26 protein-coding genes and 1 pseudogene are annotated in these 22,444 nt (G+C 37.6%); 26 read left to right on the top strand and 1 reads right to left on the bottom strand.

Annotation, left to right across the window (positions count from 1 at the left end):
- The first annotated feature begins 25 nt into the window (after positions 1-25).
- The 5 genes from I1J71_RS07295 to I1J71_RS07275 all read left to right on the top strand — a co-directional run bounded on the left by I1J71_RS07295 (position 26) and on the right by I1J71_RS07275 (position 3,043).
- Positions 26-907 (top strand): diacylglycerol/lipid kinase family protein, encoded by an 882-nt coding sequence (locus tag I1J71_RS07295; RefSeq protein ID WP_195184272.1) that lies wholly within the window; start codon positions 26-28, stop codon positions 905-907.
- Positions 908-948: 41 nt separating this feature from the next.
- Positions 949-1,470, top strand: coding sequence for an RDD family protein (locus I1J71_RS07290; protein WP_195184271.1), 522 nt, complete (start codon positions 949-951; stop codon positions 1,468-1,470).
- Between the two features lie 176 nt (positions 1,471-1,646).
- Positions 1,647-2,531 (top strand): DUF4300 family protein, encoded by an 885-nt coding sequence (locus tag I1J71_RS07285; protein ID WP_195184270.1) that lies wholly within the window; start codon positions 1,647-1,649, stop codon positions 2,529-2,531.
- Between the two features lie 13 nt (positions 2,532-2,544).
- Positions 2,545-2,727, top strand: a complete 183-nt coding sequence (locus tag I1J71_RS07280; protein WP_195184269.1) for a hypothetical protein — start codon at positions 2,545-2,547, stop codon at positions 2,725-2,727.
- 4 nt (positions 2,728-2,731) lie between these two features.
- Complete coding sequence (locus tag I1J71_RS07275) at positions 2,732-3,043, top strand: hypothetical protein (protein ID WP_195184268.1); 312 nt, start codon at positions 2,732-2,734, stop codon at positions 3,041-3,043.
- Between the two features lie 61 nt (positions 3,044-3,104).
- Here I1J71_RS07275 and I1J71_RS07270 read toward each other — a convergent pair whose 3' ends face one another.
- On the bottom strand, positions 3,105-4,124 hold the full coding sequence (locus I1J71_RS07270; protein ID WP_195184267.1) for a hypothetical protein: 1,020 nt from the start codon (positions 4,122-4,124) through the stop codon (positions 3,105-3,107).
- 117 nt (positions 4,125-4,241) lie between these two features.
- On the opposite strand from I1J71_RS07270, the gene I1J71_RS07265 reads away from it, so the two are divergent.
- From I1J71_RS07265 to I1J71_RS07165, 21 genes and pseudogenes are all read left to right on the top strand, one after another.
- Complete coding sequence (locus tag I1J71_RS07265; RefSeq protein WP_195184266.1) at positions 4,242-4,748, top strand: YfbM family protein; 507 nt, start codon at positions 4,242-4,244, stop codon at positions 4,746-4,748.
- A gap of 48 nt (positions 4,749-4,796) precedes the next feature.
- Positions 4,797-5,201 (top strand): hypothetical protein, encoded by a 405-nt coding sequence (locus tag I1J71_RS07260; RefSeq protein ID WP_195184265.1) that lies wholly within the window; start codon positions 4,797-4,799, stop codon positions 5,199-5,201.
- Between the two features lie 49 nt (positions 5,202-5,250).
- Entirely contained in the window at positions 5,251-6,102 is an 852-nt protein-coding gene (locus I1J71_RS07255) for a CbrC family protein (RefSeq protein ID WP_195184264.1), read from the top strand.
- Between the two features lie 18 nt (positions 6,103-6,120).
- A complete protein-coding gene (locus I1J71_RS07250) occupies positions 6,121-6,624 on the top strand; it encodes a hypothetical protein (protein WP_195184263.1) in 504 nt (167 codons plus the stop codon).
- The gene (locus I1J71_RS07245) at positions 6,621-7,175 is read left to right on the top strand and encodes a hypothetical protein (protein WP_195184262.1); all 555 of its coding nucleotides are present in this window, start codon (positions 6,621-6,623) and stop codon (positions 7,173-7,175) included. Before I1J71_RS07250 ends, I1J71_RS07245 begins: the two co-directional genes overlap by 4 nt.
- Positions 7,176-7,185: 10 nt before the next feature.
- Positions 7,186-7,683: pseudogene (locus I1J71_RS08695) on the top strand (hypothetical protein).
- Between the two features lie 49 nt (positions 7,684-7,732).
- The gene (locus tag I1J71_RS07235) at positions 7,733-8,527 is read left to right on the top strand and encodes a DUF4261 domain-containing protein (protein WP_195184261.1); all 795 of its coding nucleotides are present in this window, start codon (positions 7,733-7,735) and stop codon (positions 8,525-8,527) included.
- Positions 8,528-8,731: 204 nt separating this feature from the next.
- Positions 8,732-9,199 (top strand): hypothetical protein, encoded by a 468-nt coding sequence (locus I1J71_RS07230; protein WP_195184260.1) that lies wholly within the window; start codon positions 8,732-8,734, stop codon positions 9,197-9,199.
- Positions 9,192-10,208 carry a hypothetical protein gene (locus tag I1J71_RS07225; protein WP_195184259.1) on the top strand — a complete coding sequence of 339 codons (1,017 nt, stop codon included), beginning with the start codon at positions 9,192-9,194 and terminating at the stop codon, positions 10,206-10,208. The genes I1J71_RS07230 and I1J71_RS07225 overlap by 8 nt, the downstream gene beginning before the upstream one ends.
- A gap of 594 nt (positions 10,209-10,802) precedes the next feature.
- Positions 10,803-12,257, top strand: coding sequence for an aminotransferase class I/II-fold pyridoxal phosphate-dependent enzyme (locus I1J71_RS07220; RefSeq protein WP_195184258.1), 1,455 nt, complete (start codon positions 10,803-10,805; stop codon positions 12,255-12,257).
- Positions 12,258-13,118 (top strand): polyamine aminopropyltransferase, encoded by an 861-nt coding sequence (speE, locus tag I1J71_RS07215; protein WP_195184257.1) that lies wholly within the window; start codon positions 12,258-12,260, stop codon positions 13,116-13,118.
- On the top strand, positions 13,115-14,374 hold the full coding sequence (locus tag I1J71_RS07210) for a saccharopine dehydrogenase family protein (RefSeq protein WP_195184256.1): 1,260 nt from the start codon (positions 13,115-13,117) through the stop codon (positions 14,372-14,374). The genes speE and I1J71_RS07210 overlap by 4 nt, the downstream gene beginning before the upstream one ends.
- Positions 14,374-15,501 carry a carboxynorspermidine decarboxylase gene (nspC, locus tag I1J71_RS07205; protein ID WP_195184255.1) on the top strand — a complete coding sequence of 376 codons (1,128 nt, stop codon included), beginning with the start codon at positions 14,374-14,376 and terminating at the stop codon, positions 15,499-15,501. Before I1J71_RS07210 ends, nspC begins: the two co-directional genes overlap by 1 nt.
- Complete coding sequence (gene aguA, locus I1J71_RS07200; RefSeq protein ID WP_195184254.1) at positions 15,498-16,583, top strand: agmatine deiminase; 1,086 nt, start codon at positions 15,498-15,500, stop codon at positions 16,581-16,583. The genes nspC and aguA overlap by 4 nt, the downstream gene beginning before the upstream one ends.
- A 9-nt stretch (positions 16,584-16,592) precedes the next feature.
- Positions 16,593-17,468, top strand: a complete 876-nt coding sequence (gene aguB / locus I1J71_RS07195; RefSeq protein ID WP_195184253.1) for an N-carbamoylputrescine amidase — start codon at positions 16,593-16,595, stop codon at positions 17,466-17,468.
- A gap of 143 nt (positions 17,469-17,611) precedes the next feature.
- Positions 17,612-19,069 (top strand): type I restriction-modification system subunit M, encoded by a 1,458-nt coding sequence (locus I1J71_RS07190; RefSeq protein ID WP_195184252.1) that lies wholly within the window; start codon positions 17,612-17,614, stop codon positions 19,067-19,069.
- Positions 19,070-19,081: 12 nt separating this feature from the next.
- A complete protein-coding gene (locus I1J71_RS07185; RefSeq protein ID WP_195184251.1) occupies positions 19,082-20,203 on the top strand; it encodes a restriction endonuclease subunit S in 1,122 nt (373 codons plus the stop codon).
- 59 nt (positions 20,204-20,262) lie between these two features.
- Positions 20,263-20,499: an AbrB family transcriptional regulator gene (locus I1J71_RS07180; protein ID WP_070888980.1), complete on the top strand. Its 237-nt coding sequence runs from the start codon at positions 20,263-20,265 to the stop codon at positions 20,497-20,499.
- On the top strand, positions 20,496-20,909 hold the full coding sequence (locus I1J71_RS07175) for a type II toxin-antitoxin system death-on-curing family toxin (RefSeq protein ID WP_195184250.1): 414 nt from the start codon (positions 20,496-20,498) through the stop codon (positions 20,907-20,909). Before I1J71_RS07180 ends, I1J71_RS07175 begins: the two co-directional genes overlap by 4 nt.
- A gap of 114 nt (positions 20,910-21,023) precedes the next feature.
- Positions 21,024-21,989 (top strand): site-specific tyrosine recombinase/integron integrase, encoded by a 966-nt coding sequence (gene xerA / locus I1J71_RS07170; protein ID WP_195184249.1) that lies wholly within the window; start codon positions 21,024-21,026, stop codon positions 21,987-21,989.
- Between the two features lie 33 nt (positions 21,990-22,022).
- Positions 22,023-22,444 (top strand): restriction endonuclease subunit S (locus tag I1J71_RS07165; protein WP_195184248.1); only part of this gene is annotated, 422 nt, incomplete at its 3' end.

Below are 22,444 nucleotides of genomic sequence, written 5' to 3'. Positions count from 1 at the left end.
AAATCTAATGACAGGAGAATTATAAATGAAAAAAATTATGGTAATCATCAATCCAACATCTGGTGGCGAAAAGGCCTTGGATTATAAGGTGAAACTGGAGAATAAAGCTAGAGACTATTTTGAAGATGTGGAGATTAAAATTACGGAGAAAGCGCAAGATGCCACAAACTTTGCAGAAGAAGCTTCTCGTGAGCGATATGATGCTGTTCTTGTTTTTGGTGGAGATGGGACTGTCAATGAAGTAATCTCTGGTATCGCGGAAAAAGACTACATTCCTAAACTTGCGATTATCCCAGGAGGAACTGGGAATCTCATTACGAAACTATTAGAAATCAATCAAGATATTGATGGTGCCATTGACGAGCTTGATTTTAATTCTACGAATAAGATTGATATCGGAAAATCAAATGGGCACTATTTCGGATACATTTTTAGTATTGGTTCACTGCCAGAAGCCATCCACAACGTTGGGATAGAAGATAAAACGAAGTTTGGCATGCTCGCCTATGCGATTAATACCATGAAGTCTGTCGTAACAGATCAAGCATTTAATATTACTGTTGAGACAGAAAATGGAAATTATATTGGCCCAGCCAGCCATGTTTTAGTTCTCCTTACCAATTATTTTGCTGACAAAAAAATCTTTGATGAAGACAAGGATGGTTATGCCAATATTTTGATACTAAAAGATGCCTCAATCCTTACAAAATTGTCAGTTATCCCTGATTTATTAAAAGGGGATGTCGTCGTGAATGAGAATATCGAGTATATAAAAGCTCGTCACATCAAAATCTCTTCAGATAGTGAATTAGAAACGGATGTTGACGGTGACAAATCTGATGACCTACCAGTAGATATCAAGGTACTAGGTCAGCATATCGAGGTCTATTCTCAACCGAAAGAATGATAAACTTTTGAAAAGAATAGTAGATAATAAAGGAGGCGATGATGATGAAGATTTTAGCAATTAATTCAATTTCGTTTAAAAAAAGAATGATTGAATTACTATTTGATTATCTTTTCATTCTAGCTTATTTAGCACTTCTGTTTTTAGGTTCTATGCTTTTTTATATTATTCTTTTTAATGGTATCCCAGAGTTTACAGAAATTCAGTCGCAGTGGCTTGTATTTTTTACCTCTGTTTTGCCAATCACTCTACTTTTTACATTCTTAGATTATACAAAAAATGGAAGTTTTGGGAAGGCGAAAGCAGGGCTTCAATTGGTTTACAAGAAAAAAACAGTGCAAACTAGCTTGCTTAGAAACACCATTAAATTTTTACCTTGGCAAATAGGTCATATGGGCACGATACATGGTTTCTATAGTGAGTTTGATTTCTTATCTATTATCCTCTCGTGTTTAGCTACTCTCCTCGCAGTTGTCTTACTAGCAATGATGGTTTTCAGGAAAGATAAGCGACATCTAGGTGATCTTATAGCTCATACACAGGTACAGCTAAAAGGTGACTAAAATTAAATATTTCATAGATATTTCACTTATTAGGGAGCTTGCTGTGTGCCAGCTTCCTTTTTAATGATTTAAAATCTACTTTACTTAGCAAAATGCTTGGACTTAAAATAAATTTGAACTATAATATAAGAGAAGCTAATCGACTTGAAAAATCTTAGTAAAAAAGGAAACATTTTATGAAAGTATCTAAAAAAATTAGATTAATGAGCTGCTGTGGTTTAGCTATCTTTACTTTAGCTGCCTGTGGTACAAACCAAAAACAATCTACGGAAAAACAGGATAGTTCAACTACTAAGTTTGCGAGCTCAGGTAAAGAAAGCTACAAAGGAACCTATAGCAATCTCAATAACAAGGAAAGTGAAGAAGAAGTTCGGAAAGCCTTGGCTGCACATTTAGATAAAGATAGTGTCGATGCATTTTTCAACCTTGTCAATGATTACAACACAACTGTTGGCTCAGTAGGCTTGACTGGAGATTTTTCTACATTTACCAAAACAGACTATGATGTTGAAAAGATAAGCAATCTTTGGACACCTAAAAAGGGTGATTTTGTCGGTACCAACTGTCGTATTAACAGTTATTGTTTATTAAAAAATTCTATCGAAATTCCTAAATTAGAGAAAGATGATTCTCTCTTGTTTGTCGATAATGATGCCATTGATAAAGGTAAGGTCTTTGGTGCAGAAGACAAGGATGCCTTTGATATTTTATTCTCAAGAGTCAAGACTGAAGCAACGACAGATGTCAAAGTTCATGCTGCAAAGATGGAAAAATTCCTTTCTCAATTCAAGTTTAACGAAAATGCAAGAATGCTCTCTGTAGTAGTCCATGATGACTTGGATGGTCAATCCCTATTTATTGGCCATGTAGGGATACTTGTACCAAGCGAGGACGGCTATCTCTTTGTCGAAAAGTTAACCTTTGAGGAACCTTATCAAGCCATTAAATTCGCGACCAAGGAAGATTGTTACAAATATCTAGATACAAAATACGAAAACTATACTGGTGAAGGTCTAGCTAAACCGTTTATTATGGACAATGATAAGTGGGTTCAATTTTAAGGGTGTAGACATTATGGATGTATTGTTTGGACTGATAGTCTTATTCCTAATAGGGGTATGGGCTGTTTGGGTTATCAAAGGAAACCAGCAGAGACCAAGAAAAAATGAAAGGTTTATTGGTTATATCAATCGATATGATGAAGATGGAGAACCTTATCAAGCGGAGATTTGGGAAGTCAGTGAAGATGAGGAGTAGACATATGGAATTACAAGATTTTACAGAACAAGAACAAGAAATGATTAAAAAGGGACTGACTTTTTCTAAACTGAGTGATAAAGAAACTGCTGACAAAATTATCGCGTTGATCCCTCAAGAATACATTAAGCGTATTCCATTTTTTGTTAGAAAACATGCGATTACTCGTACTGTCAAAAGAATTTCTCTTGAATATCCAGAATTATACGCTGTTGCTGAACAAGATGGCCAACTTCCAGAAAAAGAAGCTCAAGAATTACGACAAATTCTTACAGATATTTTCCAAGAAAAAATGAATAAGCATAAGATTAAGTAGGAGAGCCTAAACGCTCATCTATTTGATTATATGCTTACTAATGACTAAAACTAACACTCCATCATTCCCACATGCTGTGCTGGGCTCTGACACCATAGCTATCTAGGGAACCATCTGAATTAAACTTAGCTTCAATCCGATACCTTTTCCAGAGATCGTAATCTGCTGTTTGAATAGTCAGAATGAAGTTGGTATCTTTATCAGAGACGTTATAATCAGCTGGATTGACTTCAAAGATATCGATTAATTTTCGTGTTTGAAAATCTTGGAGCTTGAGATTTGCTAGCTTGACATGATTGATGGAAACTTCTTCTAGTTGATTCTTATCCTTAGGTGTTCTGTAATAGGTGATGACGCAGTTTTTGAGCTGATCAGTATCTTTACCTGTGGGAGTAAGGCTCATAAAGCCAAAGGACTGATTATCCCGCTTGACTTCGAGAAGCTGACCGTAGTAGAAGTGGTCGTTTTTGGGATTGGTGATGGAACTCTCTGCGCTTTTATCTCCAAAGGTATAGCCTTGCTCTAAAAGCACGGAAGCCTTGGTCTCCCCGATAATGATAGTGGTATCTTGAATGGTTACTGGAACAGGTTGAGCTGGAAGGCCACTCATCATCATGCAAAACATAAAAACATAACTCGTTAAAAAAGCTGTCCCGACAAAAGCATTGGTTGATGCATAAGCATGACTGTTATGAAAGTTTTTTCTTATAGCTAGTACAACAAATTTTCCAATACTTTTTAAAACCATACTAACAAGTACGATAAAAAATTGTTTTTTCAAACATTCATAAATGGCTTGAGGAAAGCTATTACCATGATAGTAGAAGCCAGCCAATACGAGTAGATTTACGATTAAATAGATTAGCAAGAACCAATGAATCTCTTTAAGGGCATTAGCATCAGTGATTTCTTCATAGTCAACGTGAATTCTTCCTTGAATGGCATGGCCAAGTTTATAAATCCATTTTGGGACATCTTTCCCTTGTCTGACAGCGACTACAAGTCTGATATAGAGATAGATAGTAAAGGACAAGGATAGAAAGAAAAGAGCATAAAAACCCAAAACAATACTAGTGAACATGACTGTTCCCCCTATTTAACATTCAATAAAACAATTTCTTAGCTCCATTATAGCATTTTCTATAAAATAGAGCTAAAAACATCAGTATTATCCTACAAGATTCAAAGGAGAAAAAACATGGGAATGATTGCCAATTATCAATATTTACCTGACAATGAATTAGAACAAATAAAAGCTCTTTCTAACCAAGAAGATGACTTGTTAGACTTTGCTGAGGACTCCGCTGATACTCATGATATCTTAATAGATATCGACAAAATGTGGGATGCCTTGGTTTTTGTCATGACAGGATTTAGTAGTTCAGAATTTTTGGATGACAATCCCTTGAGAGAAGCTGTTTTAGGGGTGACTCCTCTAGAGGATGTATCTGACTATATCGCCTATACTGAAAAATCGAGAATTGCGGCTATCAGTCAAGCTTTAGAAAGTTTTGACATTGACAGAGTTATGGCTGACTTTAGTATGGAAGCATGTAAGAAGGCCGACTTGTATCCTAATATTTGGGATTATCTTGAGGAAGAGGAAGAAATCAAGGATGAAATCCGAATCAGTTTTGTAAATATGAAAGAGTTTTACAAAAAGATTCTGGAGCTCAATGGAAATGTCCTGGTCACTATTTGTTAGAAAGTTTATTAAACATTCCTAAAAGAATAAAACTGCTTGAGGTAATAAATGAATAAAGAAGATTTATTGGCATTATGGAAGGGAATAAACTGGGAAAAACATGATTCGGGGATCTATTTTCTAGGGCGATATCTAAATAAAGACATAAATATTTATTTTACAGGTTACTGTGAACAGGATTTAGTCTTATTATCAGATGATTTGATGACTAGTTTATATAGAAACTTGGAACACCTTGATAAAAAAGCTCAAAAGGTTATCCATGATAATTGGCCTGATAAAGCAGTTACAGAACTGGAATTAAGGGAGTTAATCTTGGATAAAAGTAGTTCTTATGGCGAATTTGCTCTAGGTTATGATGCCGGTGTCTCTCCAGCTGGATCCCTTTATCTTTTAGTGAAATTCGACAAATATTTTCAAGCTGATAGAGAGCTTGTGTATGAAATTTATTAACTGTACCATTTGTTAATCAGAACTTATCCATGTAAGAAAAGGTAGTCAGATGAATCCGTATTTACAAGAATATATCACTCGGACAAGGGAATACCATGCTAAAGATGGAAATCCTTCAAGTGTTGCGGCACTCTATGATTTTGCTGATGAATTAGCTAAGTCTGAGGATTTAGAAGCTAAAAAAGTCTTAGTTGACCTCTATGAACAATTGGGTCTCTACACTAGTGCCTATAGCTTATTTACCGAAATCTTAGACAAACCTGATCGAAAACAGATAAAGAAACTGAGCCGTTTACAAGAAATGAGTCAGAGTCATGGCAATCGTTTTGCCCTTCCTCGTCCTCTAAGAAAAGAAGAGAAGAAGCAAAGACAGGAGCTATCAAAATCTTTACCGCATTTTATCTATCATCCAGATCCTCTAGCGACAGGTTCTTTTGTTGAAGGAGAAGCCAAGCTTTGTCCATCTTGTGGGAAAGAAAGCAATATCTATTATAACTTGATGCCTTATTGTATTGATAACATTAAAAATCTTTGTCCATTTTGTATTGCAAACGGGCTAGCAGCCAAGAAATTCGATGCAGAATTTGTTCAAGATGCAGAGGGGCAGGGTGAATTGGATCCAGAAAAAGACCAGCTGCTTTTTTGCCAGACTCCTGGCTACTCTAGTTGGCAGGGAGAAAATTGGCTTTCTTGTTGCCAAGATTATTGTGCTTATTTGGGTACAGTTGGCACTCGTGAATTAAAGGACATGGGAATTGCCGAGCAAGTCTTGGCAGACTATGAAGAGCGTGGAGAATATCAAGATATTGAAGAATACTTGGTTAAGGATGGATCTCTTTGCGGCTACCTTTTCAGATGCCTCCACTGTCAAAAATACCAGCTCTGGGTTGATGCAGATTAAATCGGAATGTAATTAGCTATGAAAATTAAAGAGAAGACTATGGAAAAACTAGAATTATTCGAAGCTGCCTCCAAAGTTTTATTAGATACTATGCAGGGATTTAAAGACAATCTATCTGCCCAATTGACGCTATTAGATAGTGATAACTGGCAGTACGATAAGGGATCGATAAAGGTTTGTAAGGCTGATGAGTCAGGATTCAAAAAGAGATGTAGAGTCGGAATTAGCTACAACTTGAAAGTCTCCCTATTAAACGAAGATGCAGAGCAAATCTGGTTACTGTTTAAAGACTGGTTCAATACTAGCAGATTGGGTCAAGTTGAAAGAAATCCTAATAATGAGGATTTGGGAAGATATGTCTTCTCAGCAAGTTCTCCTCTTGGAGATCAGGTAGATTGTTCGATTTATTTGCCCAATGAGTGGAACATCCCTCAGATTAGCTTATCGGGCTATCTAACAGCTCGTTACAGGGCTTGTGATATTGATAAATCTCAAGGAAAAGATGGAGGTTTTAAGAGATGAGAAATATTGATTGGGACAAGATAAAGACTCGCTTAGATGCCTTACTGGTCATCGATGAGTATCTAACAGATCCTACTGAGGATTGGCTCAGACTCGTGATTAAGACTGAGGAAGACTATGGAATTCGCTATCTTATTGATAATGGATCTGGTGATTCCTTAGATGTGATTTTGACTGATAAACGGATCCTCATAAAAGGCTTTGATCATGAAAGTAGTTTAAGCCAGTTTGGTGCTGACGAGTGGAATCAAGACGTCATTGATGGTTTTTATAAAGGACTGGATGAAAAATATCTCTCACTTTACTCTGAAGACCAAAAAGATGAAACAACCTTCTTTATCTGGTATGACGGTCATGAGCATCAACACACTTACCAAGATCAGGATGGCGGAGAATGGTTGCTATCTTACCTCTTTGATAGCTTTGAGAGATTTCATGAGTTTGTGACTGACTATTATGAAATTACCGTAGATAAAGATTTACTTAGGAAACTCTACATGGAAGGACAACTCTCAGATATAGAATTAAAGCAATTAGTCCAGGAGAGTTAAGAAAGTAATCATGAGAGTGAACTATAAAAATACCCCTGAAAACTATCGAGCTATGGCAGAAATAATCATCCCATCATTGCTTAATTTACTCAAAAGTTTAACCTTGTTAGAAGAGGAAATTTTTGAGCGTAACAGAGTACTGGATAAGGAAAAAGAAGCCCTTGGCATCCCAGCCAATCAAGTTCATCCCAAGTGGAATGAACTTATGGATGACTATTTTCAGAGGTAAATGCAACTTATAACTGGACGAGTGACTCAAAAATGCTTGGAAGGAGGAGTTCGAAATTCTTATGGCTCCCCAAGTGAGTATAACTATGTTCAAACGAATGATTTTTCTGTAGATTTCATCATGACAAAAGCTGAAGAAGCAAGAGTCATCACCCATTATCAAGAAGCTTTAGAAATGAAGCATCAGTTTGTACTTAGATTGGTGGATGGAAATTGGCTACTTGATGAGAAATTTTACGGTTTTGAGGATAAGGAAACTTGGTATCTCGACTCATTATGAGGAAGATTTCCTAGTTTACTAAATAGAATGTGCACAAAGGAGAAGAGCTATGAAATTTTTGAAAAATCTATTTGCTAGTAAGAAAGAAAAGTCAGAGAAGAAAAAACAACTGATCTTGTCCATGCCCCTTTTCAAAGGAAATCAAGCCTATTCTTTAGACCAGGTCGTTCAGGAATTGAAATCTCATTGGGGGCTTCAAGTTTCCGAAATTTCTGGGGATAATTCTAGTGCAACCTTTGTGATTGATGGTGCTCTCATTGCTTTAGCATTGATGGATCTTCCTATCCCAACTCAAGAATTTGAAGAATTATATGCCTATTCTTATCTCTGGCAGGATGTTGAGAAGGAAACACAGGAGCATTCACAACACGCTATTGTTTCCATCATGTCTGACAATCTTTCGCCAGTAGAAACCTATTCCCTATTGACTAAAGTTAATGCCTCTATCCTAAAAACTAGTCAGTCAGCTATTGGTATTTATCAGGGTTCTGCCACCTTACTCTTACCCAAAGATCTTTATCTAGACCTAGCTGACCTTTTGAAAGAAGAAATGCTTCCCCTTCAACTCTGGATTTATATGGGAATTATCAATCATGAAGATAAGACAAGTATTTATACTTATGGTTTGAAAGAGTTTGGAAAAACTGAGATTGAAATAATTGAGTCTCCTACGAATAACGATGACTTATATTATTTTCTCTTGTCTATTCTTCAGTATGTTTTAGGCAGTGATGTCACCTTAAATGACGGTGAAACCATTGGCTTCTCAGAAGATCAAAAAATTAAAATCACTGAATCAAAAGCAGTCTTTTTGGAAGGCAATTCCTTGAAATTAGATGTTTAGACTCAATGAAAATCAAAGAGTAAACTAGGAAGCTAGCCGCAGGTTGCTCAAAGCACTGCTTCGAGGTTGTAGATAAGACTGATGAAGTCAGCTCAAAATACTATTTTGAGGTTGCAGATGGAAGCTGACGTGGTTTGAAGAGATTTTCGAAGAGTATTAGACCATGATTTATAATTGATTTGTCCTTCCTAGATTGAGGTTTTTATGAAGCGTGATTTAAAAAACTATTATCTTTACCGATTTCTGGTCTATAGATTTGAAAAACTCTCTTGTAAGAACCCAATTATCAAGGAAACAAAACCAGAAAACAAAGATAGAATTTGTCTTGAGGCAACTCGAACGACTAGAAAGATTATTCTAGTCTTAGGAACTTTTTATGTTTTTCTAAATGCTACTTTGTTCATTTACCTTAGGATCAGTGATTTCCAAAATCCTTTGTTTTTGATGTATACTGACTACATCGACTATTTGGGCCAACTGATAAACGGAGAATGGGGTGGTAGTTGGCGTCAAAAAACAGCTAGTTTTTTGATGATTGCTATACTGGCTTTACCGATTGTGCTGATAGAAGGCGGCCCCTTCTTCTTGCTGGTTTTATTGATTGGAAATTGGGTACTAAAGAGAAAGATAAGATTTAAGGGAGAACATAAAGGAGTAGAGAGACATGAGTAGAACTGTAATTATAGGAACTTTAATGGTTTTTACAATCTTTAATCTGCTGCTCGGTCTGGGCTTTTATCTCTTTCTAAAAAAGAGGAAAGAGAATGGGAGGTCATTGTACGAAACCCCTGTAAATCAACAAACTCGAACAGAAAAATTGGGTCTAGGTGAGATTTTGATTTACCTGACACTGCTTGTAATCGCGGGGATGTTTGCCTTTCAGACCTTAAATAGAGGAGGGGTGGGGAATTCTATTCTAGCAAAAATGATCCTCCTACCAGCTCTAATGGCTCTTTTTAATGCTCGAAAACGGACTGGGAAATCTATGCTTGCCCTCCTTATAACCTTTATGGTCTTTCTATTCGGAGTCATGTTTAATCTCACGATTGGTTTTCCACCTCAAGCACCGATTTTGCAAATAAATGAAAGTAAAATCACTCTGACCGAGACCAAAGCAAGTGATCTGATGGAAGCTGGATTTGATATCTATGTAAAACAGGGTGATGGAGGTAGTGACTATGAAGACCTCCTAGCAGATGGAAGTTTCCAAAAGTATGCAGGAGATAAATCGGTCACCATTGAAAAAGGCTTCAGACTTGATAGCAATGCTGTTCCCTACGCTCCCTATCTCTTTGCCAAAGATGGAATAGTACTGGGTAGTATTTCCTTTTACGGGGCAGAAGATAAGGACGTGGTTCTAGAAGATTCTATGGTTATTCAAGTTCGATTCAACAAGGATAGCATTGAAGCAGCTAAGGAACATGCTATCACTTTCAAATTAGACGAACTGGACTTGACTAGTCGACTGGATGTCCCACTTGTTCAAGAAAATTTCAAAAAGCATCTATGGTCAATTCCCCCATCCAATACCAGCGATGTTACTCAACTATGGTATGGATTAAAGTGGAAAAGTAATAGTGATCATCTATTTTGGAATGAATATTACAGTCTTATCCGTCTAGATGAAAATTATTTGATGACTGATTTTGAGCTAGCTGCCAAAGTAGCGCGTGATGAGTAGATATAATTTTGAATAGTTGTATTTGCTTATGCTTATCTAAAGGAATTAATTTGTTTAGTTCCTTTTTTTGTTTTTGATTTAAATGTAAAACGATTTCTATTTCTTGGTTGAATAAATTACACGAACTTAAATATTAAATTATTTTAAAAAGTTCTAAAAATACTTTACAAGTCTCTGAAATCATGGTATAGTAATAAAGCTTAGAAAATGAGATGATGTTTTCTAGCAAATATAAACCCGAGTAAAAAATGCCTACGGACAGGCAGGGTTGAATGCCGAAGCGTGGTTGAAAAGCCACATTATTGATAGGGTTAAAAGCCTACTTTTATAAGTTGATGTTAGGACATTAGTTCTAATTCGTATAGATTTGTTAGTGTGGTGAAAGCACACGTCATCTTGTGAAACGATCAATAAAGTACGTAATATTTGCTACTAGAGAGTTAGGAAACATCAGGAACAGACATACTCAAAAGAAACAAACATAAACACGTCAGTAGATTGTAGAGCAGGTGCCAACCTGCTCTTTTTTCATAAGTATCCTTTAGAGCCTTACATAAGGTGAAAATAACTATGATAAAGGAGTATGTCTCTATAATGTTAAATCAAAACCAAGCTCCAATTTATGAGGGACTGGTCAAGTTACGAAAAAAAAGAATCGTACCTTTTGATGTACCAGGTCATAAGCGTGGACGTGGTAACCCAGAATTAGTGGAACTTTTAGGGGAAAAATGCGTTGGTATCGATGTCAATTCTATGAAGCCCTTGGACAATCTAGGACATCCCATTTCGATTATCAGAGATGCAGAGGAACTAGCAGCGGAAGCTTTTGGGGCTGCTCATGCCTTTCTAATGATTGGGGGGACAACTTCATCTGTTCAAACCATGATTCTCTCCACTTGTAAAGCTGGAGATAAGATTATTCTTCCGCGTAACGTACATAAATCAGCTATCAACGCCCTTGTTTTGTGTGGTGCTATCCCCATCTATATCGAGATGAGTGTGGATCCTAAAATCGGTATTGCTTTGGGGCTTGAAAATGAGCGTGTAGCGCAAGCTATTAAGGACCATCCGGATGCCAAGGCTATCCTAATAAACAATCCAACCTACTATGGGATTTGTTCAGATCTTAAGGGTTTAACAGAGATGGCACACGCAGCAGGAATGAAAGTCTTAGTAGACGAGGCTCACGGTGCTCATCTGCATTTTACAGATAAACTTCCTCTATCCGCTATGGATGCAGGAGCAGATATGTCAGCTGTATCTATGCATAAGTCTGGTGGTAGCTTGACTCAAAGTTCCCTTCTTTTAGTTGGCAATCAGATGAATCCTGAATATGTCCGTCAGATTATTAACCTGACACAGTCGACATCAGCATCCTACTTGCTAATGGCTAGTTTAGATGTTTCTCGTAGAAACCTAGCCCTTCGTGGCAAAGAGTCGTTTGAGAAAGTCATTGAGCTATCTGAGTACGCACGTCGTGAAATCAATGCCATCGGTGGCTACTATGCCTACTCAAAAGAACTAGTAGATGGAGTATCAGTTTGTGATTTTGACGTGACTAAGCTGTCAGTTTACACTCAGGGGATTGGTCTAACAGGTATCGAGGTTTATGACCTCTTACGGGATGAATATGACATTCAAATTGAGTTTGGTGATATTGGCAATATCTTAGCCTACATTTCGATTGGTGACCGTATCCAAGATATTGAACGCTTGGTCGGTGCTTTAGCTGATATCAAGAGACTCTACTCGCGAGATGGGAAGGACTTGATTGCTGGAGAATATATTCAGCCTGAGTTGGTGCTATCTCCTCAGGAAGCCTTCTATGCAGAGAGAAGAAGCTTAACATTAGACGAGTCCGTTGGCCAGGTCTGTGGGGAATTTGTCATGTGTTACCCTCCTGGGATTCCAATCCTGGCGCCAGGTGAACGGATTACACGAGAAATTGTCGATTATATCCAATTTGCCAAGGAACGTGGTTGTTCCCTCCAAGGTACGGAAGATCCAGAGGTCAATCATATCAATGTCATTGAAAGAAAGGAGAACTAGATGGATTTATGGTTTTCTGAAGTTCATACTCCAGATGTGAAATTATCCCTGAGAACAGCTAAGCAACTCTACGCTGGGAAAAGTGAGTGGCAGGATATTGAAGTATTAGATACTCCAGCTTTTGGAAAGATTTTGATTTTAAATGGGCATGTCTTATTCTCAGATGCAGATGATTTTGTCTATAATGAAATGACGGTTCACGTTCCTATGGCTGTCCATCCCAATCCAAAGAAAGTCTTGGTAATAGGGGGTGGCGACGGTGGTGTTGCCCAGATTTTGACACTCTATCCAGAATTGGAACAAATCGATATTGTAGAACCAGATGAGATGTTGGTAGAGGTTTGTAGAGAATACTTTCCAGACTTTGCTGCGGGGCTAGATGATCCTCGTGTTACCATTTACTACCAAAATGGACTAAGATTTTTGAGAAACTGTGAAAATGATTACGATATCATTATCAACGATGCGACAGATCCATTTGGTCATACGGAAGGGCTCTTTACCAAGGAATTTTACGGCAATAGTTACAGAGCCTTGAAAGAAGACGGAATCATGATCTATCAGCATGGTAGTCCCTTCTTTGACGAAGATGAGTCAGCTTGCCGAAGCATGCACCGCAAGGTCAATCAAGCCTTTCCAATCAGTCGGGTTTACCAGGCCCATATCCCAACTAGTCCTGCTGGTTATTGGTTGTTTGGATTTGCATCGAAAAAATATCACCCTGTCAAAGATTTTGATAAGGAAGGTTGGAAAAAACGCCAGTTATTTACGGAATATTACACTGCAAATTTACATGTGGGTGCCTTTATGTTGCCTAAGTATGTAGAAGACATTTTAGAAGAAGAGGAAGGAAAAAAATGAGTCGTTTACTAGTTATTGGATGTGGGGGCGTTGCCCAAGTTGCTATTTCAAAGATTTGCCAAGATAGCGAAACGTTTAAAGAGATTATGATTGCTAGCCGTACAAAGTCAAAATGTGATGACTTGAAGGCTAAATTAGAAGGCAAAACAAATACTAAGATTGAGACAGCTGCTCTTGATGCTGACAAGGTAGAAGAAGTGATTGCCTTGATCGAAAGCTACAAACCAGAAGCTGTTTTGAACGTAGCTTTGCCTTATCAAGACTTGACTATTATGGATGCTTGTTTGGCAACAGGTGTCCACTATATCGATACTGCCAACTATGAGGCTGAGGATACAGAAGACCCTGAATGGCGTGCTATTTATGAGAAACGTTGTAAGGAGCTTGGTTTTACAGCTTACTTTGACTACTCATGGCAATGGGCTTATCAAGAAAAATTCAAGGAAGCAGGATTGACAGCTCTTCTTGGTTCTGGTTTTGACCCAGGGGTAACCAGCGTCTTTTCAGCTTATGCACTCAAACATTACTTTGACGAAATCCACTATATCGATATTTTAGACTGTAATGGTGGTGACCACGGTTATCCATTTGCGACAAACTTTAACCCAGAAATCAATCTACGTGAGGTTTCTGCACCAGGTTCTTACTGGGAAGATGGAAAATGGGTAGAAGTTGAAGCTATGTCTATCAAACGTGAGTATAATTTCCCTCAAGTTGGTCAAAAAGACATGTATCTCCTCCACCATGAAGAAATTGAATCATTAGCAAAGAATATTCCAGGAGTTAAACGCATTCGCTTCTTTATGACTTTTGGCCAATCTTATCTAACGCATATGAAATGCTTGGAAAACGTTGGGCTCCTTCGTACAGATGCTATTAACTTTAACGGCCAAGAAATTGTTCCAATCCAATTCTTGAAAGCCTTACTTCCAGATCCTGCCAGCCTTGGCCCACGTACAGTTGGAAAAACCAATATCGGATGTATCTTTACAGGCGTCAAAGATGGCGTTGAAAAGACCATCTACATTTACAATGTTTGCGACCATCAGGAGTGCTATGCAGAGGTTGGATCACAAGCCATTTCTTACACAACAGGTGTTCCTGCCATGATTGGGACAAAATTAGTGATGGATGGTACATGGAAACAACCAGGAGTTTATAACCTTGAAGAGTTGGATCCAGACCCATTCATGGAAGCTTTAAATAAATACGGTTTGCCATGGGTTGTGGTTGAAAATCCACAAATGGTGGACTAATGAAATTAGAACAAGTACCAACGCCTTCTTATATCATTGACTTAGGAAAATTAGAAGAAAATTGCCGCATTCTACAAGAGGTTCAGGAAAAGGCAGGTTGTAAGGTTTTGCTAGCTCAAAAGGCTTATTCTCTCTATAAAACCTATCCTTTGATTAGCCAGTATCTATCAGGTACGACAGCTAGTGGACTCTATGAAGCCAAGCTGGCTAGAGAAGAATTCCCAGGGGAAGTCCATGTATTTGCACCTGCTTTCAAGGAATCAGATATGGAAGAGCTACTGCAAATATCGGATCATATTGATTTTAACTCAGAGAGACAACTTCGAAAGTATGGTCAACGTTGTCGTGAGGCTGGTATCAGTGTGGGTCTTCGCATCAATCCTCAATGTTCTACCCAAGGAGATCACGCACTCTATGACCCTTGTGCTCCTGGATCCCGTTTTGGAGTGACTGCAGATAAGATACCAAGTGATTTGCTGGATTTAGTTGACGGCCTTCATTTTCATACTCTCTGTGAGCAAGGGGCAGATGATTTAGAGACAACTTTGAAAGCTGTAGAAGAACAGTTTGGTCCTTATTTACATGAGGTCAAATGGCTCAATATGGGCGGTGGACATCACATTACGAGAGCCGACTATGATGTGGACTTGCTGATTTCTGAGATTAAACGAATTCGAGAAACCTATAACCTTGACGTCTATATCGAACCAGGAGAAGCGATTGCACTCAATGCTGGTTATTTAGCTACTGAAGTCTTAGACATCGTTGAAAATGGGATTGAGACCTTAGTGTTAGATGCTTCAGCAAGTTGTCATATGCCAGACGTCCTTGAGATGCCTTATCGCCCCCCATTGAGAGATGGTTTTGAAGCGCAAGATAAACCTTATACTTATAGACTCTCTTCAAATACTTGCCTGACAGGGGATATCATTGGGGATTACAGCTTTGAAAAACCGATTGAAATCGGCGATCGCCTCTATTTTGAAGACATGGCTATTTACTCCTTTGTCAAAAACAATACCTTTAACGGCATTGGGCTTCCAAGTTTGTATCTCATGGGTAAAGAGGGTGAGTGCAGTCTAGTCAAAGCCTTTGGCTACCAAGACTTTAAGGAGAGATTATCATGATGGACAGCCCAAAGAAATTAGGTTATCGTATGCCAGCAGAGTATGAACCCCATCATGGAACTCTCATGATATGGCCGACTCGACCAGGATCATGGCCTTTTCAAGGAAAGGCTGCAAAAAAAGCCTTTAGCCAGATTATCAAAACGATTGCTCAGGGGGAAACAGTTTACCTTTTGGTGGAGCAAGACTATCTATCTGAAGCACAATCTTATCTTGGAGACAATGTCGTTTATCTAGATATTCAGACAAATGATGCCTGGGCTCGTGATACAGGTCCAACTATTCTCCTCAATGATCAAAGGAAAAAGTTGGCGGTAGATTGGTCTTTCAATGCATGGGGTGGTGCTGTTGACGGTCTTTACCAAGACTATGAAGCAGATGACCAAGTAGCCAGTCGTTTTGCTGATGCGTTGGAAATCCCTGTTTATGATGCCAAACCTTTTGTACTGGAAGGTGGAGCTATTCACAGTGACGGTCAAGGAACTATTCTCGTAACTGAAAGTTGCTTGCTTAGTCCTGGTCGTAATCCTCACCTGACTAAAGAGGAGATTGAAAAGATCATACTAGAGAGCCTTGGTGCTGAAAAAGTCATTTGGTTGCCTTACGGTATTTATCAAGATGAGACAAATGAACACGTCGATAATGTTGCAGCCTTTGTTGGTCCTGCAGAGCTTGTTTTAGCGTGGACAGACGACCAAGACGATCCTCAGTATGCCATGTCTGCAGCAGATCTAGCTCTTTTAGAGAAGGAAACTGATGCAAAAGGCCGGAGTTTCACTATTCATAAACTTCCAATCCCAGCTATTCATCAAGTAGTTACAGAGGAAGATTTGCCGGGCTATACTTATGAAGAAGGCGAAGAGGAGCGTTATGCAGGTGAAAGACTAGCAGCTTCCTATGTGAATTTTTACATTGCTAATAAGTCTGTCTTGGTGCCACAATTTCAGGACGCTAACGACCAAGTGGCCTTGAATATTCTGAGCCAGTGTTTCCCAGACCGTTATGTTGTCGGAATTCCTGCAAGAGATATTCTATTAGGTGGTGGAAATATCCACTGTATTACCCAACAAATTCCAGAATAGGAGAAAAAGATGAGAAATGTAACGGTTGCAGCCATTCAGATGCAATGCGCTAAGGATGTGGAAACGAATATCCAAACAGCTGAACGTTTAGTTCGTCAAGCTGCTGAGCAAGGAGCCCAGATCATTCTTTTACCAGAATTATTTGAACGTCCCTATTTCTGTCAGGAGCGTCAGTATGACTACTACCAGTATGCCCAGTCGGTGACAGAAAATATAGCTATTCAGCATTTTAAAGGAATTGCTAAGGAGCTTAAGGTCGTTTTACCCATTAGCTTCTATGAAAAGGATGGGAATGTCTTATACAATTCGATTGCTGTCATTGATGCGGATGGAGATGTACTAGGAGTTTATCGTAAAACTCATATACCAGATGACCATTATTATCAGGAGAAATTCTTCTTTACTCCTGGAAATACTGGTTTCAAGGTCTGGGACACTCGCTACGCCAAGATTGGTATCGGAATCTGTTGGGATCAATGGTTCCCTGAAACTGCCCGTTGTCTTGCGTTAAATGGCGCAGAATTGCTCTTTTATCCAACAGCCATTGGTTCGGAGCCGATTTTGGATACAGATAGCTGTGGTCATTGGCAACGTACCATGCAAGGACATGCAGCAGCAAATATTGTACCGGTCATCGCAGCCAATCGTTATGGTTTGGAAGAAGTCACTCCTTGTGAAGAAAATGGAGGACAAAGTTCCAGCCTTAACTTCTACGGTTCATCCTTTATGACCGATGAAACAGGAGCTATTTTAAGTCAAGCCGAACGACAAGATGAAGCAATCCTCTTAACCACTTATGACCTTGACAAAGGAGCAAGCGAGCGACTGAACTGGGGTCTCTTTAGAGATAGAAGACCAGAAATGTATAAAGATATTGTAAAATGACAAAAAGCCTACGATAGGCTTTTTTCTATATATACTATAATAATTTTTGATAATGTCCTAGGATTCTGATAAAATGGGGTATAAGAACTTTTAAAATTTTGTATGTTAGATTTTTAAAATTGAAACATTTTGAGAGGTAAAATATGATTACAGGCGAATTAAAGAATAAGATTGATCAGCTATGGGAAATGTTATGGACAGAGGGGAATGCGAATCCTTTGACTAACATCGAGCAATTGACTTATCTTTTATTTATGAAGGATTTGGACAGAGTTGAACTTGGACGAGAAAATGATGCTGAATTTCTAGGTATTCCCTATGAGGGAATTTTCCCAAAAGATAAACCCGAGTATCGTTGGTCAACCTTTAAGAACTTAGGAGATGCGCAAGAAGTTTATCGCCTGATGTCACAAGAGATTTTTCCATTTATTAAGAATCTGAAGGGGGATACTGACGATACAGCTTTTTCACGTTATATGAGGGATGCTATTTTTCAAATCAATAAACCTGCTACCTTACAAAAGGCGATAGCTGCTCTGGATGAGTTACCTACGGATTTAAAAGATATTGGAGACATCTATGAGTATCTATTGTCAAAACTATCTCAGGCAGGGGCAAATGGTCAATTTCGTACTCCTCGTCATATCATTGATATGATGGTTGAGCTCATGCAACCGACAATTAAGGATATTATTTCAGATCCTGCCATGGGGTCTGCAGGATTTTTAGTTTCTGCAAGTCGCTACCTAGATCGAAGAAAAGAAGAGTGGCAAACAAATATTGACAGTGTAAAGCATTTCCACAATACCATGTTTCATGGGAATGATACGGATACGACAATGTTGAGACTTGGAGCTATGAACATGATGCTCCATGGGGTTGAAAATCCCAAAATTAGCTATCTAGATTCTCTCTCTCAAGATAACGAAGAAGCTGATAAATATACTCTAGTATTAGCGAATCCACCTTTCAAAGGATCTCTTGATTATGATTCAACCTCTGGAGATTTGTTGGCTACGATAAAGACTAAGAAGACAGAGTTGCTTTTCCTTGCTCTTTTCTTACGCACTTTGAAGCCAGGTGGACGTGCAGCTGTTATTGTACCGGACGGTGTCCTCTTTGGTTCCTCTAAAGCTCATAAAGGGATTCGTCAGGAAATCGTTGAGAACCATAAACTAGATGCAGTTATTTCAATGCCAAGTGGTGTTTTCAAGCCTTATGCAGGGGTTTCAACCGCTATCCTTATTTTCACTAAGACTGGAAATGGTGGAACGGATAAGGTTTGGTTTTACGATATGAAAGCAGACGGTCTGAGTTTAGATGATAAACGCCAGCCTATCAACGAAAATGATATTCCAGATATTATTCAACGATACCATCAATTAGAGAAAGAAGCAGAACGTAAGAGAACAGACCAGTCCTTCTTTGTTCCAGTTGATGAGATTAAGAAAAATGATTTTGATTTGTCCATCAATAAATACAAAGAAATCGAGTATGAAAAAGTTGAGTATGAACCAACAGAAGTCATCTTAAAGAAAATCAATGATCTAGAAAAAGAAATTCAAGCTGGCTTAGCAGAGTTAGAAGAATTACTAAAGTAGGGAGATGCATGTATGAAAAAAGTGAAGTTGGGGGAAGTTTGTGAGATTTTATCTGGTTACGCTTTTAAATCATCACAATTTAACGATAAAAAAATTGGGCTTCCCTTAATCCGAATTCGAGATGTAGAGAGAGGTTTTTCTGATACCTACTTTGAAGGAGCTTATCCAGAAGAATACCTGATTAAAAATGGAGATTTATTGATTACAATGGATGGCAGTTTTATATTGAAAAAATGGGAGGGGGATTTAGCGCTACTTAATCAACGTGTCTGTAAAATTAAAATTACGGATAAAAGTGTAGATGAAGGTTATATAGCTTGGTTGATTCCGAAATTCTTGAAAGAAATTGAAGATAAGACCCCTTTTGTTACAGTAAAACATCTTTCAGTAGCTAAAATTAAAGATATCTCATTTGTTTTGCCTAATAAACTGGAACAAAAGTTAATTTCAAAAAGACTAAATAAAATAAGTCAAATTTATGATTTTCGTAAAATTCAGTCAGAAGGATTAAACGAGCTCGTCAAATCCCGATTTAACGAGATGTTTGGGGATTTTTATACTACATTATTCCCCAAATATAAAATAGGTGAAAAATTTGAACTTTCTAGTGGAAGTACACCATCAAGAGATAATAAATTATATTGGGATAGCGGAGCGATTAATTGGGTAAAAACAACTGAGGTAATAAATAAAGAAATTACGGAAACTGAGGAAAAAATCACAAAATTTGCTTTAGAAAATACATCTCTTAAACTTTTTCCAGTTAATACAATATTAATTGCTATGTATGGTCAAGGACAAACAAGAGGAAGAAGTGCAATCTTAAAAGTTGAATCTACTAGCAACCAAGCATGTGGTGCTATATTTCCAAATAAAATAGACAATCCAGTTTTTATTTGGCATCAATTAATGCTAAGGTATAGCGAATTACGAGAACTTGGACGAGGAGGAAATCAACCTAATTTAAACGGTCAACTGATTAAAAATTTTGAACTAATTTTCCCCCCTCTTTCCCTCCAAAACGAGTTCGCAGACTTTGTGGCTCAGGTTGACAAATCACAATTGGCAATTCAAAAATCACTAGAAGAACTTGAAACTTTGAAGAAATCTCTCATGCAGGAGTATTTTGGCTGATATTCTGTCATTGTAATTACGGTAATTATTTGTTATAATACTTCAAAGGAGGAAATCAGATGGTAGTAAAAACAAGAAAACAAGGAAATTCAATCACCATTACCATTCCAAGTGAATTCAATATTCCAAGTGGTGTTAAATACGAAGCAAAATTGTTACCAAGTGGTGAAATTATCTTTACTCCTGAAGAGTCTGGACATCAGTTTTCTTATGTAACTGATGATGCCTTTGACTTAAATTTGGACAAAATTTTTGACGAATACGATGATGTTTTCAAAGCTTTGGTGGAAAAATGACAGTCTATCTGACAGAAATGCAAATTGAAAAAATCAATGCTTTAGCAATTGAACGATATTCACCTAATGAAAAAATTCAAACAGTTAGTCCTTCTGCCTTAAATATGATTGTCAATTTACCAGAACAATTTGTCTTCGGTAAACCTCTTTATCCAACAATTTTTGATAAGGCAACGATACTATTTGTCCAATTGATCAAGAAGCATGTTTTTGCCAACGCTAATAAACGAACTGCTTTTTTCGTTTTGGTGAAATTTCTACAATTAAATGGTTATCGTTTTTCTGTAACAGTTGAAGAAGCGGTCGATATGTGTTTAACTATCGCAGTAGAATCCTTAACAGATGAAAGGTTATCTAGCTACACCAAATGGATCTCTGAACATTCATTTAGAGTTAATGGCAACAATTAAGCTTGGATGTTTAAATCCTATAAGAAAAAAATAGATAAACAGACAGTATTAGAATTCTGTAATGCAGAAAACTAATATTGTCTCTTTTTATTGAAATAATGAAAGTGAGAAAATATGGAAACAAAAGTGACAATCATCATTCAAGAAATGCTACCCCTTTTAAACAATTCACAATTACTAGCGTTGCGGGAGAGTTTAGAGCGCCATTTAGTGAATGGTGTAAATCAACAGAAGTATACGAATAATTCCTTGTTAGCCTTGTTTATTACTGCTAAACAGGTGGAGGGTTGTAGTGCAAAAACCATTCGTTATTATCAAAGGACCATTGAAAACTTATTTAAAAGCATAAAGCGGTCTGTAACACAACTGACAACAGATGATTTGAGAAGTTATCTAGCACAGTATCAGTCAGAAAAAGATTGCAGTAAAGCAAATTTGGACAATATCCGACGCATCTTGTCTTCGTTTTTTGCTTGGCTTGAGCAGGAAGAATATATCATCAAAAATCCTATTCGACGGATTAAAAAGATTAAGACCGAACAAACTGTGAAAGAAACTTATACTGATGAACATCTTGAAATCATGCGAGACAATTGTGAAAACTTAAGGGATTTAGCAATGATCGATCTACTAGCTTCTACAGGAATGCGCGTGGGAGAACTTGTTCAACTGAATCGCTCAGAAATTGATTTTGAAAATCGAGAATGTGTAGTATTTGGGAAAGGTAAAAAGGAGAGACCTGTTTACTTTGATGCTCGTACGAAAATCCATTTAAAAAACTATATCAATAGCAGAGAAGATAATCATCCAGCTCTTTTTGTTACTTTGCTTGGAAAAGCCCAGAGACTCGGAATAGCTGGTGTTGAGATTCGATTAAGAAAGTTAGGACAAAAGCTTGGAATCCAAAAGGTCCACCCACATAAATTTAGAAGAACACTAGCAACAAAGGCAATTGATAAGGGAATGCCTATCGAACAAGTCCAAAAACTGCTAGGTCACAGCAAAATTGACACAACCTTAGCCTATGCTATGGTCAACCAAAGTAATGTAAAACATTCCCATCAGAAATTCATCTCTTAAGTGCAAATCCCGATATTTCGAGGAGGTGGTTGCATGACAATCCATTTTTTACAAAATATATTTGAAAAATCTATAAATGGTGAATGGGGTAATGAGGATAGTGGCAAAGGAGAGGCAACAGCAGTAATTAGAACCTCAAATTTTCTAAATTCTGGAAGACTAAATCTAGATAATATTGTATGTCGTGATATTGATAAAAATAAAAACAGTGATAAAATTCTAAGAACCGGTGATATTATAATTGAAAAATCTGGAGGTAGTCCAAATCAACCGGTTGGACGTGTTGTATATTTCGATGTTACAGATCAAGATTATTTCACAAATAACTTTACTAGTATTTTAAGAGTTAAACCAGGATATAATTCTAAATATATATTTTATTTAATGAAATATCTCTATGACACAAAAAAGGTGTTAAAATTTCAAAATCAAACAACTGGCATTATTAATTTAAA

Origin of the sequence: Streptococcus infantis (assembly GCF_015546995.1) — a bacterium.
GTDB lineage: Bacteria > Bacillota > Bacilli > Lactobacillales > Streptococcaceae > Streptococcus > Streptococcus infantis_J.
The sequence above is the reverse complement of the archived record's forward strand: the minus strand, read 5'-3'. Positions and strand labels throughout refer to the sequence as shown.

Bases quoted from the DNA above. Each gene is read 5' to 3' on its own strand.
- speE (WP_195184257.1), top strand. From the start codon at position 12,258: ATGGATTTATGGTTTTCTGAAGTTCATACTCCAGATGTGAAATTATCC.
- aguA (WP_195184254.1), top strand. From the start codon at position 15,498: ATGATGGACAGCCCAAAGAAATTAGGTTATCGTATGCCAGCAGAGTAT.
- nspC (WP_195184255.1), top strand. From the start codon at position 14,374: ATGAAATTAGAACAAGTACCAACGCCTTCTTATATCATTGACTTAGGA.
- aguB (WP_195184253.1), top strand. From the start codon at position 16,593: ATGAGAAATGTAACGGTTGCAGCCATTCAGATGCAATGCGCTAAGGAT.
- I1J71_RS07185 (WP_195184251.1), top strand. From the start codon at position 19,082: ATGAAAAAAGTGAAGTTGGGGGAAGTTTGTGAGATTTTATCTGGTTAC.
- I1J71_RS07265 (WP_195184266.1), top strand. From the start codon at position 4,242: ATGGGAATGATTGCCAATTATCAATATTTACCTGACAATGAATTAGAA.
- I1J71_RS07280 (WP_195184269.1), top strand. From the start codon at position 2,545: ATGGATGTATTGTTTGGACTGATAGTCTTATTCCTAATAGGGGTATGG.
- I1J71_RS07230 (WP_195184260.1), top strand. From the start codon at position 8,732: ATGAAGCGTGATTTAAAAAACTATTATCTTTACCGATTTCTGGTCTAT.
- xerA (WP_195184249.1), top strand. From the start codon at position 21,024: ATGGAAACAAAAGTGACAATCATCATTCAAGAAATGCTACCCCTTTTA.
- I1J71_RS07235 (WP_195184261.1), top strand. From the start codon at position 7,733: ATGAAATTTTTGAAAAATCTATTTGCTAGTAAGAAAGAAAAGTCAGAG.
- I1J71_RS07295 (WP_195184272.1), top strand. From the start codon at position 26: ATGAAAAAAATTATGGTAATCATCAATCCAACATCTGGTGGCGAAAAG.
- I1J71_RS07255 (WP_195184264.1), top strand. From the start codon at position 5,251: ATGAATCCGTATTTACAAGAATATATCACTCGGACAAGGGAATACCAT.
- I1J71_RS07270 (WP_195184267.1), bottom strand. From the start codon at position 4,124: ATGTTCACTAGTATTGTTTTGGGTTTTTATGCTCTTTTCTTTCTATCC.
- I1J71_RS07225 (WP_195184259.1), top strand. From the start codon at position 9,192: ATGAGTAGAACTGTAATTATAGGAACTTTAATGGTTTTTACAATCTTT.
- I1J71_RS07180 (WP_070888980.1), top strand. From the start codon at position 20,263: ATGGTAGTAAAAACAAGAAAACAAGGAAATTCAATCACCATTACCATT.
- I1J71_RS07190 (WP_195184252.1), top strand. From the start codon at position 17,612: ATGATTACAGGCGAATTAAAGAATAAGATTGATCAGCTATGGGAAATG.
- I1J71_RS07175 (WP_195184250.1), top strand. From the start codon at position 20,496: ATGACAGTCTATCTGACAGAAATGCAAATTGAAAAAATCAATGCTTTA.
- I1J71_RS07220 (WP_195184258.1), top strand. From the start codon at position 10,803: ATGTTAAATCAAAACCAAGCTCCAATTTATGAGGGACTGGTCAAGTTA.
- I1J71_RS07285 (WP_195184270.1), top strand. From the start codon at position 1,647: ATGAAAGTATCTAAAAAAATTAGATTAATGAGCTGCTGTGGTTTAGCT.
- I1J71_RS07290 (WP_195184271.1), top strand. From the start codon at position 949: ATGATGAAGATTTTAGCAATTAATTCAATTTCGTTTAAAAAAAGAATG.
- I1J71_RS07275 (WP_195184268.1), top strand. From the start codon at position 2,732: ATGGAATTACAAGATTTTACAGAACAAGAACAAGAAATGATTAAAAAG.
- I1J71_RS07210 (WP_195184256.1), top strand. From the start codon at position 13,115: ATGAGTCGTTTACTAGTTATTGGATGTGGGGGCGTTGCCCAAGTTGCT.
- I1J71_RS07260 (WP_195184265.1), top strand. From the start codon at position 4,797: ATGAATAAAGAAGATTTATTGGCATTATGGAAGGGAATAAACTGGGAA.
- I1J71_RS07245 (WP_195184262.1), top strand. From the start codon at position 6,621: ATGAGAAATATTGATTGGGACAAGATAAAGACTCGCTTAGATGCCTTA.
- I1J71_RS07250 (WP_195184263.1), top strand. From the start codon at position 6,121: ATGAAAATTAAAGAGAAGACTATGGAAAAACTAGAATTATTCGAAGCT.